Genomic DNA, 13,635 nt, shown 5'->3' on the forward strand with positions numbered 1-13,635 from the left:
ACAGTCTACCGGCCGTGGCTACCCCGCACCCAGCGCACCCAGTGGGACGCCGACCAGCAATCCCACGGGCAAGCCGACGACGACCAGCAGGATGACCGCCACGGTCCATCCGCCTCCACGGCTCCCGACGTTCACTGTCAGGCCCATGCCGGTGCCCTCACGTTTGGGGACCATCATCTGGGGATCGGCGGGGTTGTTGTAGAGGATTCCACCCCAGAGCCACAGTCGCTCCTCGGCGGCCTCCTCGGCATCCGGGTGGACCCCGACGGCAGCGGCCCGGCGCCGGGCCCAGCGGGAGCCGCACCGGAACGCCCATCCGATGACCACCAGTGTGATGCCGGCGAAGGTCAGGGCAAACCACCCGCCCACATATCCGGGGCGGAGCCAGCCCTCGATCGCCAGGCCGGAGAACAAGATCGCCAGCAGCACGGTGGCGGCTCCCAGGCCCTCCTTGCTCCCGCGGACCATTCCCTCGCGCTGGAACCTGCGGTATGGCGAGGGCCGTGTCCGGGCCGGGGACAGAGCCGGGACGATGGCGGCCAGGAAGGCCATCAGGACGGTGATCCCGAGGCCGACCCACAGCATGCCGAAGACGGTACCCGGGGACTCAGGATGGCCGCAGCCACGGGGCAGGGGAGCCAGAGCAGCCGCCGGCCGCGCATGAGCTCCTTCGCGCTGACCGTCCCCATGCCGCCGAGTCTACGTCGCGTCCGGCGCCCGTCTGGATCGCATCAACCGGCCCCGGACCAAGTCAACAACGGTTTCATCGTCGAACGGCGAGTCCCGGGCAGCTTCCACCAGGGCCTCGACCGCCGCTTCCAACGCCGGGTACCCGGCGGGATTTGTCCCGGTTCCAGCCTTTGCAGCTGCCGCCGTCGGCCGGCCGGACGAGACGATGGTACCCAGCCGGCGGCGCGACTCCAGCGCCCCGGAAGCCTCCAGCTCCTTGTAGGCCCGGCTGACGGTGCCGATGGCGACGCCCAGGTCGGCGGCCAGCGCGCGGACCGTGGGCAGCCGGTCTCCGGGACCCAGCTCGCCGATGGCGATGAGCGAGGCGATCTGCCGGCGGATCTGTTCGAAGGGAGGGACCGCGCCGTCCAGGTCGACGGTGATCGATGTCGTCATGGCCGGGGCCCGCTACCGGCCCGGCCGGTGAGGGTTCCGCCCGGGCCCGTACCCGCCGACGGCCCGGCGCCCGGTTGCCCCGTCCGGGAGAACTCCGCCGAGGGCAGGAAGATGGCCAGCGCCGTCACGATGAACAGCACGGAACTGCTTGTCCAGCGGATGGCCTGCCAGGCCAGCGGGCCGCCGTCGTTGCCGAGCACGGCCGCCCCATGGAACCAGGAAGCCGAATCCATCAGCACGATCATTCCGGCGGCCATGAACAGGTTCGCCGCGCCCAGACGGAGGATCCGATGCCGGCTGAGGGTACGTAGCCGGGCGTCTTCGCCGATGCTTGCCCGTCCCAGATCGGATCGCCGTCCCACCACCAGCCACCAGCCGATGGCGGGGAGGGCGGCGATGGCCAGGCCAAGGGATGTCGACAGGACGAGCGAGCGGTCGCCGTGGGGTGTGGCCAGGGACAGGACGAGCACCACCACGTACACGATGGCGCCCGAACGCCAGGCAATGGTCGGAACGATTGGCTTCGGTCCGCCCGACGGGGCATGGCGCTCGCCGGGGTGCAGGCAGTGGCCGCGACGCAGCAGCGCCTCGACCCCGAGCATGCACGCGAAGTAGAACGCAAAGGGCAGGCTCGCGGCAACCAGCGGCCCCTCGACCCCGGTCAGGTCGGGTGCCGGGAATCGCATGTTGGGTCCGACGTCACCGGGCAGGGCCAGCAGCGCGATTGCCAGCGGGACCGTCAGCGCCGCCGTGGCCAGGGCGTGGGACCGGGTGAGCAATTGACGCGCGGCACCGAAGCTGCCGGGGAGGTATGCCGTACCCAGCGGGCTGAACCGATCGCCCACGGCGACCAGCCGCGGTGGGGCTGCCGCCGCCATGGCAACCAGCACAACATATTGTGCGATCACCAGTGTCGTGACCAACCATCCCCACGGCTTGTCCACGCCGGAGGCGGCGGCGCCGACCATCAGCCCGCCGCGCCCGCTCCACGCTTCCTGGCTCAGCGCCGCATGCTGGGCCGCGGCCAAGGCCGAGCCGGCGGCCGTGAGCATGATTCCTCCCAGGACGAGGATGGCGGTGCGCAGCAGGCGGTTGAGTCCGATCAGCCGGATCGTGTGGTTGTCGGAACCGGACAATCCGGCCAGGGGGCGCCGCTTGACGATGACCAGGGCCGCGATCCAGGTGGCGGCAACGGCCACCAACAGGGCCGCCAGCAGCCACGGCCCGGATTCGGAACCGGCCCGGAGCCCATCAACGGCCGGGATCGACTCGGAGCCGGGCGTTTCGCCGGCCGACACATCCAGGCCGGGGATGGGTGGAACGGCAGGGCTTGACCACGCCCAGGCGATGGCGGCCAGTCCGAGGGCGGTGAAGGTGGCGAAAATGCCCGCCAGGACGCGCGGGAGGTGGTCGCGAAGGGCTCTGGCGTCCAGCGAGGCGCTCCTGATGCGCGCATGGGGCCGCGGCCAGGTGAACTGGGCCAGGATGTACACGAGGCCGAGCCAGAACCCGGGGGAGGCGGTCGCCCACGCCAGGCCGAGGACCGAATGGCCGGACGGGTCGATCGAGGTCCAGTTGGAGCCGTTGCCGTCGTGGACATACGTGGGGGCGGCGACCCGCACCAGATCCTGCAGGCCCGAGGTGCTGGAAGCGAAGAACGCGATGACGGCGGTCCACAAGGCGTGGCTCCTGGCCGAACGGGTGGGGTCTCCGGATGCCGGGGTCCGTGCCTGCAGGCGCAGGAACCCGTAGAGCAAGGCGGCGCCCACCGCGACGGCGAGGGCGATGGCGGGCCCTTCGCCCGTGTTGGTCCATCCGGTCATGATGCATCCTTCCGCTGTTTGCACCAATGTATCGAATCATTGATACAAAAGTACAGCCACGGAGGGTGCGGGCCAGCGGCAGGAGGCGCCGGCGTCGTGCGCCGCCTATTCGGCGAGCATGTCCTGGTATTCGGGGTAGCGGTCGAGATAGTCCTGCACGTAGCTGCATTCCGGGATGATCTTCTTGCCGTCCGCCCGAAGTTCGTCCAGCACCATCGTGACCAGGGCGCGGGCATAGCCGCGGCGGCCATGTGCCTCGTCGATGATGGTGTGCTGCAGGGTCACGATGCCGGTGGCCGGATCCGTGCTGTAGCCGACGATCCCGATGAAGACGTCGCGATGCCACAGTGCGTAGCGTCCCCGGTCCGGGTCGTGCTCCATGCGCAGGTCCTCGTGCACGATCTTCTCCGGGCGTTGGCCCGGCACGGCCGGCTGACCTGGGTGGTCGGCGTTCACGTTACCTCCTGGAGGGGCTGATACCTGGTCCCCCGAGCCTACTCGGCGGCCCGCCATCGCGACCAGCCTCGGGCAGGATCAGTCATCGAAGGTCTCGAAGACCTCCACGGACACCGGTTTGCGCAACTTGGCGAGCGGCTGGTGGACGACCACGATCGCACCCGGCCGCAGGAAGGGGTCCTCGGCCGGCAGGAAGGAGGCCAGCCGATCCGGCAGGCGATCCGCCAGGACGGCGAAGACGGTCGGCAACACGGGGCGATGGGTGCAGACCGCCTGGGGGATTCCCTTCTTCATCAGCTTCAGGATGGTCTTGCGCACGTTGTCCGGCTTCCGCCGACCCTCGCGCTCGGTCAGGGCCGGGGCGAGCTTGACGCCCAGGTCGTGGCGCTTCAGGTACGGGGAGACCGTTTGGATACAGCGCTTCCAGGGGCTGCTGGCCACGCGGCCCGGCTTCCATGCCGAGAGCAGGGCGGCGACTTCCAGGGCCTGGCGCTTCCCGGTGGCCGCGAGCGGGCGCTTGCCCTCCTCCTGGGTCCAGCTGGCCCGCGGCTTGGCCTTGGCATGGCGCACGACGATGAAGGGCACGGTCGCCAGCCGGCCGGCGATGTGGGCGGCCTCGAGGGCGTCCAGCGGATCGATGTCCGACGGATTGGCCAGCCAACGCCGCGCCTCGGCCGGGGCGACCCAGCGGCACGAATCGACCTCGCGCCCATCCGGGACCGCGTGTTGGCCCGAGACGTCCGCGGCCCAGTAGTAAACCACCTTTTGGCCGGAGCCCACGGGGTAGCGGATCGCCGGCAACGGGATGCCGAGGGTGATGTCCAGCCCGACCTCCTCGCGGACCTCACGGACCGCGCATTGCGGGAGGGTCTCCCCGGCGTCGAGCTTGCCCTTGGGCCAGGACCAGTCGTCGTACTTGTCGCGGTGGATCAGCAGGACCTGGAGGCCCTCCTCTCCCACACGCCACGGCACGGCCCCCGCGGCCAGCACCTGCGCGGCACCCCCGGTGACGATCGGGTCGTCGGAGGAACGAAGGACAAGCGACATCAGCGGTGTGCCGCCCGCCGCTGGCGCGACTCGAGCAGCCAGGACTGGACATCGGACAGCGGCTCGCCGTCGGGGCCGAGGTGGTGGCGGGTCCAGCCGCCTTCGGCGTCCAGGTGCCAACTGGCCGTGCGCTCGTCGAGGTAGCGGTCCAGGATGCGCTGCAGTTCGGCGATGTCGTCCTTGTTGGACAACCGCACCAGGGCCTCCACCCGACGGTCCAGGTTGCGGTGCATCATGTCGGCGGACCCGATGTAGATGACGTGTTCGCCGCCGTTGTGGAAGGCGAACACCCGCGAGTGCTCCAGGAAGCGGCCCAGGATGGAGCGGACCCTGATGTTCTCGCTCAGTCCCGGGACGCCGGGGCGCAGCGAGCAGATGCCGCGCACGATCACGTCGACCTGGACGCCGGCCTGGCTGGCGCGGTAGAGGGCGTCGATGATGGCCTCGTCGACCATGGAATTGACCTTGATGACCACCCGGGCGTCGCGGCCGGCCTCCCGGTGCTGGATCTCCTGTTCGATCCGGTCGAGCAGCCCCGAGCGCAGCGAGCGCGGTGCCACCAGCAGGCGCTTGAACGTGGAACGCGGGGCGTAGCCCGAGAGCTGGTTGAACAGCCGGGAGAGGTCCTCTCCGACCTGCTCGTCGGTCGTCAGCAGGCCCAGGTCCTCGTAGTAGCGGGCGGTCCGCGGGTGGTAGTTGCCGGTGCCGATATGGCAGTAGCGCCGCAACCGGTCGCCTTCGCGGCGGATGACGAGCGAGAGCTTCGAGTGCGTCTTGAGCCCCACGATGCCGTACACGACGTGGACCCCGGCCTCCTCGAGCTTGCGGGCCCAGGAGATGTTCGCCTGTTCGTCGAAGCGGGCCTTGATCTCCACCAGGGCCAACACCTGCTTGCCGGCCTCCGCGGCGTCGATCAGGGCATCGACGATGGGCGAATCGCCGGAGGTCCGGTAGAGCGTCTGCTTGATGGCCTGCACCTTCGGGTCCGCTGCCGCCTGCTCCAGGAACGCCTGGACGGACGTGGAGAACGAATCGTAGGGGTGGTGCAGCAGGATGTCACGGCGCCGCATCGCGGCGAAGACGTTGGCCGCCTTCGAGGTCTCCGACTCGTTGAGGAACCGGCTGGTGTGGGCCAGCTGCTTCGGGTAGTGCAGGTCGGTGCGGTCGATCCCGGCGATGACCGAGAGCCCGCGCAGGTCCAGCGGTGCCGGCAGCGAGTAGACCTCGTCCTCCTCCACGCCGAGTTCGCGCATCAGCAGGTCGCGGATGGTCGGGTTGATGTCGCTGGCGACCTCCAGGCGCACCGGCGGGCCGAAGCGGCGGCGCAGCAGCTCCTTCTCGAGGGCCTGCAGCAGGTTCTCGGCGTCGTCCTCCTCGACCTCGAGGTCCTCGTTGCGGGTGACCCGGAACGTGTGGTGTTCGACGACCTCCATCCCCGGGAAGAGATATTCCAGGTGTTGGGAGATGACGTCCTCGAGCGAGATGAAGCGCGCGAGCCTGCCTGCCGAGTTCCCGGCGCGGGGACCGTCGACGGAGATCAGCCGCGGCAGCACGCCGGGGACCTTCAGCCGGGCGAAGAGCTCCTTGCCGCTGACCGGGTTGCGGACGATCACCGCCAGGTTCAACGACAACCCGGAGATGTAGGGGAACGGGTGTGCGGGGTCGACCGCCAGGGGGGTCAACACGGGGAAGACCTGCGCGACGAACCAGCGGCTGATCTCCTCCTGGGCGGCCTGGTCCAGCTGCTCCCAGCGGGTGATCTGCAGCTGTGCGGCGGCCAGGGCCGGACGCAGTTCCTCGGCGAACACGCGGGCGTGGCGCAACTGCAGGTCCCTGGCACGGACCAGGATCTCCTGGAGCTGGTCGATGGGGCTCACGCCGGCGGCGGAGGGCACCGCCAAGCCGGTGGCGATGCGGCGCTTCAGGCCGGCGACGCGGACCATGAAGAACTCGTCGAGGTTGGACGCGAAAATCGACAGGAAATTGATCCGCTCCAACAGGTACAGGTCGGGATCCTCCGCCAATTCCAGCACCCGGGCGTTGAAATCCAGCCAGCTCGTCTCCCGGTCCAGGAAGCGGTCGAGGCTGAAATCGCCCTCCGGTGCCAGCGGCGGGTCGAACACCGGCAGCTCGATGCGGTCCTGGGTCGCCCGGGCCGAGGGCATGTCGCCGTCGCCGAAACTCGCTGCGGTGGTGGGGGTCGTGTCCATCGGGTCCGTCCTCACGTGCACATCGTCTGGGGGAGTAGCAGGAACCGTCGTGCCCACACCACCGGCGCAGGCGCGACGATGCGTCCGAAAATACCTTACCCGGCGGCCGTGGTCCCGTGTGCGTACATCACATCGACATCCCAGCGGGTGAAACCGAGCTTGCGGTAGAGGCCGACGGCGGCCGTGTTGTCGGCATCGACATAGAGCATGACGGCGGTGAGCCCGCGCGAGCGCAGGTGCTCGATGCCGGCCACCGTCAGGGCACGGCCGAGCCCGGTGCCCTGGGCTGACGGGACCACCCCGACGACGTAGACCTCCCCGACGGCCTGGTGCTCCCCGGTCGTCGGGCTCTTCATGGCCGGGTGGACCTTCGTCCAATGGAATCCGGCGATCGAACCGTCCTTGGCCTCGGCGATCAGAAAGCCCTCGGGCTCGAACCAGTCCTCTTCCATGCGGGCGCGCAGGTCGCCGGCGGTGAGGGCGCCCTGCTCGGCGTGGTCGGCGAAGGCCGCTGCGTTGGCTGCGAGCCAGGCCTGTTCGTCCTGCCCCGGCACGAAGGCGCGCAGGTGGTAGCCGGAGGGCATCCGGGCCGGCGGCAGGCCGGCGTCGTGCACCAGGCGCATCCTCCAGAGCTCGCGCACCGGGGCGAACCCGTGGTGCTGGGCCAACCGGGCGGCGGCCTCGTGGTTTCCGTGCGACCACGCCTGCAGCGATTCCAGCGGTGTCTGCGTTCCGAGGGCGGCCACCAGGGCGGCGGCGATCCCGTCGTTGCGGTATTCGGGGTGCACGACGATCTCCAGGGTGCCCGGCTCCCCATGGGGGGCGGCGACGGCGACGGCCACTCCCACCAGCTCGCCGGAGGGCCCTCCCTCGTCGTCGGCCAACCAGGCGGTGACGACCAACAGGGCGTCTGCTGCCTCGTCGGAGCGCAGGTCCACGAGGGTCTGTTCACTCAGCGGCGGGTTGCCGTCGGTATCCTCGGCCGCGGAGGCCAGGGACGTGATCCGGTCCAGCAGATCGACGTCGGGCCGGCCGGTGGCGGTGGTGATGGTCCAATCGGTGCTCTGGGTCGCGCTCATGGAACCAACATAGCCGCGCTCAGCCCCCTTGTGCAGCCGGGGCCTCGTCCTCGGCGCGTGCCGGGGCGAACCGGTACCCGACGTTGCGCACCGTGCCGATGAGCTGCTCGTGGTCGGCACCGAGCTTGGCGCGCAACCGGCGCACGTGCACGTCCACGGTGCGGGTGCCGCCGTAGTAGTCGTATCCCCACACCTCGTGCAGCAGCTGGTCGCGGCTGAACACGAGCCCGGGGTGCAGGGTGAGGTGCTTGAGCAGCTCGAACTCCTTGTAGGTCAGGTTCAGCGGCGCACCGTGCACGCGGGCGGTGTAGCTGGCCTCGTTGATGACCACGCCGCCGGCGCGGATCTCGGTGGCCTCCTGGTTTGCCGCAGCGGCCGACAGGGAGGTGACCAGCCGCAGGCGGGCCTCCACCTCGGCCGGCCCGGCGGTTTCCAGGACGACGTCGTTGGCCTGCCACAGGGCGGAGACAGCGGCCATGCCGCCCTCGGTGAGCACCAGGATGATGGGGGTCTCGACGCCGGTGGTGCGCGCCAGCTGGCACAGCGAGCGCGCGGTGGCCAGGTCCTTGCGGGCATCGAGCATGATCGTGTCGACGGCGGGCAGCTGCAGCAGGGTCGCCGAGGCCGCCGGCAGGATCTTCACCTCGTGGGAAAGCAGCTCCAGGGCGGGCAGCACGCCCACCGACGAGCCGGGCGCATTCGTCAGCAGCAGGATGCTGGCCATGCGGCGACCTCCTTTCCCATGTCCCTCTGGACCGATGCGCGACGTTGGGACCGGAAGTTGTGGACAGTATATGTGGAGCGTCCCCCGCGCCCACAGCCAACGGCCGATGAGGCAGGATGTATGACGTGAGAACCAAAACCTTTGCCGCCTCGTCGCTCCTGGCGATTGCCGCCCTCATTGCCTCAAGTTACGCCGGTCCGGCGGCCGGGAGCTGGGCCATATGGGCGGTCCTGTGCGCGTGCGTCGTGGTCTTCGCCGGGGGCTTGCCGCGGCTCATCGGGTTGCCGGCCCCGCTGCCGTTGGCGATCGTCATCGCGCTCGCCGGCGTCGGGTCGGCCACGACCGCCGTCGTGGTGCCGATGCCCTCGCCGCTGCAGTGGATGGGGGCCTTTTGCGCCGTCGGGGTGATCCTGGTCTTCCTGACGCAACTGCTGCGCGGCACCGGCGAACGCCAACGTCTCGAATCGACGTTGGGAGGCTGCGTCGGCGTGCTCATCGCCGTGTTCGGCAGCGGGTGGGTCGGGGCCGACCGCCTGGCCCCCAACGCCGCGGATGGCTCGATGATGCTGCTTTCCGGACTCAGCCTCGCCGCCGCCGTGCTGGTTTCGTCGCTGCGCTGGCCGACACGCATCACCGCGCCGCTGGGATTCGTGGCAGCGGTCCTGGTGGGCGGCATCGCCAGCGCCGTGTCCACCGACGTGACGGTCGTCCCCGGCATCGTGGTCGGGGCCGTCGTCGGAGCCGTGGCCGTGTGCCTGCGCGTGATGTTGGTCTCCGAGGCCTCGGTGCTGCGTGGAAGCGCGATCACCGCGGTGGCCCCCGGGGTCCCTGGGACGCCGACGGACCACCCGGCCGGTGAAGGCGCCCCGGGGAAGACCGTGCTGGATCTCTGGGGGGCCATTGCCGGCGGTATCGCGGCGGTGATCGCCTCCGGTGCGCTGGTCTATTACACCGAGCGGCTGCTGCTGCGCTGAACCCGTCCGCCACCGGCTGTCACCGAATCCGTTTCCCGGCGGCGCGGCGTTAGGATGGTGCCATGGAATCGAATTACATGGCACTCGAGATCTTCTTCATCACCCTCCTGGTGCTGGCCGGGCTCGGCATGGCCGGCTTCGCCGGCCTGGTCGTCACGCGCCTGTTCAAGGGCCAGAAGTAACCGGGTTCGTACTGCATGCCCACTGAGATCCCCACGGACCTGACCCCCGAGCTCGTCCCCCTCTCCTGGCTGATCGGGACCTGGGAAGGTGTTGGACGGCTCGGTGAAGGCGAGGGCGAGGACGAGCACTTCATCCAGCGCATCGAGTTCACCCACGACGGCGCCCCATACCTGTCCTACCGGGCGGAGAGCTGGCTCGGCGACGAGCAGGGCAACAAGCTGCGCCCGCTGACCACCGAACAGGGCTACTGGTCGCTGGACCGGCCCCTGCAGGACGCCGACGGCGGGCCCGGCATGGTCCCGGGCGAGATCGTCCCGGCACTGCGCTCGGCGGACGACGTCGAGGCACTACGGGCCCCCGAGGGCGGCTTCAACATCGTGGTGAACATCGCCCACCCCCGTGGGGTGAGTGAGCTGTACTACGGCAACATCAACGGGCCGCGCATCGAACTGGCCACCGACATGGTCGTCCGGGGGCCCCACTCCCGTGATTTCACCTCGGCCACACGCATGTACGGCCTGGTCAATGGCCAGCTGTTCTGGCGCTGGGACGTCGCTGTCGGCGGCGAGCCGCTGTCGGCCCATGCCTCCGCAGCCCTATCGAAGCAGGTTTGAGATGACGTGGCGTTCACCCCTGCTGGACCGGCCCGGTGCCGTGGAGGGAACCGGCCGCGACGCCGGAGTGGCGGCCCACTACGGCGAGCCGCTGCCGGAGCAGCGCCGGCTCGACCGTGGCGAAGCGGTGGCGGATCTGTCCCATCACGGGGTCGTCACCGTCTCCGGTCCGGACCGGCTGTCCTGGCTGAACAGCCTGTCGAGCCAGCTGCTGTTGGGGATGGAGCCGGGGCAGAGCACCGAGGCCCTGTTCCTGACGCTGCAGGGCCGGGTCGAATACGACTGCCGCGTCATCGACGACGGCGAGGCCACCTGGCTACTCGTTGAGGACGATGAAGCCGGCCCACTCGCCGCGTGGCTGGATTCCATGCGGTTCATGCTCCGCGTCGAGATCCACGACGTCACCGCCGACTGGGCCGTTCTCGGCGCCGGGGCGAAGATCCCCTCGCTGGCCGGGCGCCAGTCGTGGCAGGATCCCTGGCCCGGCGTAAGCCATGGCGGCTACGCCTACTCCGCCGGCGAACACCCGGGGACCGGACGGGTCTGGATCGAGTACCTGGTTCCCCGCGGCGAACTGGAATCCGCCGTCGGTGAGCTGCCGTTGGCCGGGACCATGGCCGTCGAGGCGCTGCGCATCGCCGCCTGGCGGCCGCGCGTGAGCACCGACGCCGACGAGAAGACGATTCCCCATGAGCTGGACCTGTTGCGCACCGCGGTCCACCTCGAGAAGGGGTGCTACAAGGGCCAGGAAACGGTCGCCCGCGTCCACAACCTCGGGCACCCGCCACGTCGGATCGTCTTCCTGCACCTGGATGGCAGCGTGCACACGCACCCCGCCGCCGGCAGCGAGGTTCGTCTGGGGGAGAAGGTTATCGGCAAGGTCACCTCGGTGGCTCTGCACTACGAGGCCGGACCGATCGCCTTGGCGACGATCCGCCGCAACACCGATCCGACGGCGACGCTGACCGTGCGCGACGGTGACGAGGACTACGCGGCGAACCAGGAGACCATCGTGGCGACCGACGCGGGCCAGGTCGTGGGCCGGGCCACCGGATTCCTCCGCCCGCCGCGCTAGCCGCAGCTGGCGCGGTAGCCGGCCCACCGCCGTCGTGCGCCTTTACTCGTCGCCCAGGCTGGCCCGGGTCAGCGATCCGGTAAGCGTGAAGCCCAGCGCGTCCGCCATGAGCTGGGCTGCCTTGTTGCTCACCTCGGCGGAGAACTGCGCCACGAACCCCTCGGCCAGCGCATTATCCGCGGCGATCGCCGCGATGTAGGTGCCCAACCCGTGGCGTCGAAGCGCGGGGGCGGTGAGCACCACCAGATCGGCGACGAGCCCCTCCCACACCGTGTACCCGGCACCGGCCAGGGGGGCATGACCCTTCTCATCCACCAAGGTGAAGGCCTTGGCCCGTTCGGCCAGGTGCACCCCGGCCAGGTCGTCGCGCGGGCACAGGGCCTCCAGCTCGATGGCCGTGGCCGGATCGTGCGACACCAGCGTCGTCGTCGACTCCTCGAGGACCGGAGGGTGGTCGGCGTAGTACAGGAGCGACTCGCCCAATCCGCGGGCGGCGACATCGCCATGGGAGCGGATCAGCCCCAGCAGTGTGGATTCGGCGGCGAGCTCCTCGTCGTGGATCCCGGCCGCAGCACGGAGCAGCCACTGGGGGCCGGCCAGGACCGAGCCGCCCATGAACCGCACGAAGGTCACCGCGGTCGCGTCGTCGTCCCGGTGGTTGATGCGGCCCGCGTCGACCCCCATCGCCACGGAGGCGAGCGCGGAGTCGGCCATGTGCAGGCGCCGCGCCCACGCCAGCGCGATGATGGCACGGGTGCCGGTATCCAGTTCCATGAACCCCAGCCTACTAACCTGCCGGGGGCTGGCCCCGGAACCGGCTAGCCGAAGAGCACTGCCGCCTCGTCGTAGCGGTGCTGTGGGACCCGCTTGAGGTTGTTCAGGGCAGCCTGGAACGGCACCCGGTGGATGTTGGTGCCACGCAGGGCGACCATGTTCCCCCAGGCCCCCTCGTGGACGGCATCGACCGAAGCCATGCCCAAGCGCGTCGCCAGGACCCGGTCGAACGCGCTGGGGACACCGCCGCGCTGGATGTGGCCGAGCACGGTGGCCCGGGATTCGATCCCCGTGTCCGTCTCGATCCGGAAGGCCAGCTGTTCGCCGATCCCGCCTAGCCGGGGGCGGCCGAAGGCATCCAGCCCGCGGTCCGAGTAGGCCTCGTCAGCTCCCTCGGGAACGAAGCCCTCGGCGACGACGACCAGGGGTGCACGGCCACGGTCCAGGGCCTCTCGGACCCAGGCGTTGATCTGCTCCATGGTGACCCCCTGCTCGGGGATGAGGATCGCGTGAGCGCCCGCGGCCATGCCGCAGTGCAGGGCGATCCAGCCGACATGGCGGCCCATGACCTCGGCGACCATGCAGCGGTGGTGGGATTCGCCCGTGGTGCGCAGGCGGTCGATGGCCTCGGTGGCGATCGCGACTGCGGTATCGAAGCCGAAGGTGTAGTCGGTGGCGTCCAGGTCGTTGTCGATCGTCTTGGGAACGCCGACGATCTTCAGCCCGGCATCGGTCAGCCGCTTGGCCGCCGCCAGGGTCCCCTCCCCGCCGATGGCGACGACCGCGTCGACGCCCAACCGATCGAGGGTCGCGGAGATCCGTTCCGGGCCGCCGTCCTCGCCGTCGAACGGGTTGGTGCGTGAGGTGCCCAGGATCGTTCCGCCCTGCTTGGAGATGCCGCGGACGCGTTCGCGGGGCAGAGGGACCGTCTCGCCCTCGACGACGCCGCGCCATCCGTCCAGGAAGCCGACGAATTCGTGGTCGTAGCTCTTGATGCCGTTCAGGACCGCCCCGCGGATGACGGCGTTGAGGCCCGGGCAGTCTCCGCCGCTGGTCAGGATTCCGATGCGCATGGTGATGGTGTGTGCTTTCGTCAGGTTCACGTCCCGGCTGGGGGGACCTTGCTCGGAGCGCGACGCTGAGCTCATCACCGTCGATGCTAGCAAGTGGCAGGTGAGACGGCCACCACAGCTGCGGCGGTGGCCGTCACAGGCCGGGTACGAACTGCCCGACGCCGCAGGATCCTGCTACCGGCGTCGTTGTCCACCGATGATGCGCTCCAGTGGGATGGAGCCATCGTCGTAGGGCAGCACCAGCCAGAGGACCAGATACAGGGGCAGGCCGATGAACGGCAGCAGGAAGCTCAGCAGGATGGCGATCCGCACGATCGTCACATCCCAACCGGTGGCGCGGGCGATGCCGCCGCCGATGCCGGCGACCACGCGCTGCGGGCCGCGGCGGAACGAGATGGAGCGGAGGGTTCGGTAGACGGATTCCATGGGAAGTCCTTTCATGGGGTGGGACGGGGTGGGAGACGGTCGGAGACCGAGG

14 protein-coding genes are annotated in these 13,635 nt (G+C 69.8%); 3 read left to right on the plus strand and 11 right to left on the minus strand.

The annotated features are described in order from the left end of the window. Positions 1-18 precede the first annotated feature (18 nt). The 8 genes from AC1MEQ_RS14880 to AC1MEQ_RS14915 form a co-directional block, all read right to left on the minus strand. Positions 19-585, minus strand: coding sequence for a hypothetical protein (locus tag AC1MEQ_RS14880; RefSeq protein WP_479791741.1), 567 nt, complete (start codon positions 583-585; stop codon positions 19-21). 114 nt (positions 586-699) lie between these two features. After that, entirely contained in the window at positions 700-1,125 is a 426-nt protein-coding gene (locus tag AC1MEQ_RS14885) for a GntR family transcriptional regulator (protein WP_479791742.1), read from the minus strand. Then, positions 1,122-2,948 carry a hypothetical protein gene (locus AC1MEQ_RS14890; protein WP_479791743.1) on the minus strand — a complete coding sequence of 609 codons (1,827 nt, stop codon included), beginning with the start codon at positions 2,946-2,948 and terminating at the stop codon, positions 1,122-1,124. The genes AC1MEQ_RS14885 and AC1MEQ_RS14890 overlap by 4 nt, the downstream gene beginning before the upstream one ends. A 105-nt stretch (positions 2,949-3,053) precedes the next feature. Further along, positions 3,054-3,404 (minus strand): GNAT family N-acetyltransferase, encoded by a 351-nt coding sequence (locus tag AC1MEQ_RS14895; RefSeq protein ID WP_479791744.1) that lies wholly within the window; start codon positions 3,402-3,404, stop codon positions 3,054-3,056. 78 nt (positions 3,405-3,482) lie between these two features. Continuing rightward, complete coding sequence (locus AC1MEQ_RS14900; protein WP_479791745.1) at positions 3,483-4,451, minus strand: NUDIX hydrolase; 969 nt, start codon at positions 4,449-4,451, stop codon at positions 3,483-3,485. Further along, positions 4,451-6,661 carry an RNA degradosome polyphosphate kinase gene (locus tag AC1MEQ_RS14905; protein WP_479791746.1) on the minus strand — a complete coding sequence of 737 codons (2,211 nt, stop codon included), beginning with the start codon at positions 6,659-6,661 and terminating at the stop codon, positions 4,451-4,453. The genes AC1MEQ_RS14900 and AC1MEQ_RS14905 overlap by 1 nt, the downstream gene beginning before the upstream one ends. A gap of 95 nt (positions 6,662-6,756) precedes the next feature. Further along, positions 6,757-7,740 carry a mycothiol synthase gene (mshD, locus tag AC1MEQ_RS14910; RefSeq protein WP_479791747.1) on the minus strand — a complete coding sequence of 328 codons (984 nt, stop codon included), beginning with the start codon at positions 7,738-7,740 and terminating at the stop codon, positions 6,757-6,759. A gap of 19 nt (positions 7,741-7,759) precedes the next feature. Beyond that, positions 7,760-8,464, minus strand: a complete 705-nt coding sequence (locus tag AC1MEQ_RS14915; RefSeq protein WP_479791748.1) for a winged helix-turn-helix transcriptional regulator — start codon at positions 8,462-8,464, stop codon at positions 7,760-7,762. A gap of 125 nt (positions 8,465-8,589) precedes the next feature. Between AC1MEQ_RS14915 and AC1MEQ_RS14920 the strand changes: the two genes are divergently transcribed. From AC1MEQ_RS14920 to ygfZ, 3 genes are all read left to right on the plus strand, one after another. Continuing rightward, on the plus strand, positions 8,590-9,438 hold the full coding sequence (locus AC1MEQ_RS14920; RefSeq protein WP_479791749.1) for a hypothetical protein: 849 nt from the start codon (positions 8,590-8,592) through the stop codon (positions 9,436-9,438). 197 nt (positions 9,439-9,635) lie between these two features. After that, on the plus strand, positions 9,636-10,235 hold the full coding sequence (locus AC1MEQ_RS14925) for a heme-binding beta-barrel domain-containing protein (RefSeq protein WP_479791750.1): 600 nt from the start codon (positions 9,636-9,638) through the stop codon (positions 10,233-10,235). Between the two features lies 1 nt (position 10,236). Beyond that, the gene (gene ygfZ, locus AC1MEQ_RS14930) at positions 10,237-11,310 is read left to right on the plus strand and encodes a CAF17-like 4Fe-4S cluster assembly/insertion protein YgfZ (protein WP_479791751.1); all 1,074 of its coding nucleotides are present in this window, start codon (positions 10,237-10,239) and stop codon (positions 11,308-11,310) included. A 42-nt stretch (positions 11,311-11,352) separates the two neighbouring features. On the opposite strand, the gene AC1MEQ_RS14935 is transcribed toward ygfZ, so the two are convergent. The 3 genes from AC1MEQ_RS14935 to AC1MEQ_RS14945 all read right to left on the minus strand — a co-directional run bounded on the left by AC1MEQ_RS14935 (position 11,353) and on the right by AC1MEQ_RS14945 (position 13,583). Then, positions 11,353-12,084: a GNAT family N-acetyltransferase gene (locus tag AC1MEQ_RS14935; RefSeq protein WP_479791752.1), complete on the minus strand. Its 732-nt coding sequence runs from the start codon at positions 12,082-12,084 to the stop codon at positions 11,353-11,355. A gap of 44 nt (positions 12,085-12,128) precedes the next feature. Further along, positions 12,129-13,157 carry a 6-phosphofructokinase gene (locus AC1MEQ_RS14940; protein ID WP_479796149.1) on the minus strand — a complete coding sequence of 343 codons (1,029 nt, stop codon included), beginning with the start codon at positions 13,155-13,157 and terminating at the stop codon, positions 12,129-12,131. A gap of 174 nt (positions 13,158-13,331) precedes the next feature. Beyond that, positions 13,332-13,583: a PspC domain-containing protein gene (locus tag AC1MEQ_RS14945; RefSeq protein ID WP_479791753.1), complete on the minus strand. Its 252-nt coding sequence runs from the start codon at positions 13,581-13,583 to the stop codon at positions 13,332-13,334. Positions 13,584-13,635 lie beyond the last annotated feature (52 nt).

This window comes from Arthrobacter sp. ASL1 (genome assembly GCF_056680475.1).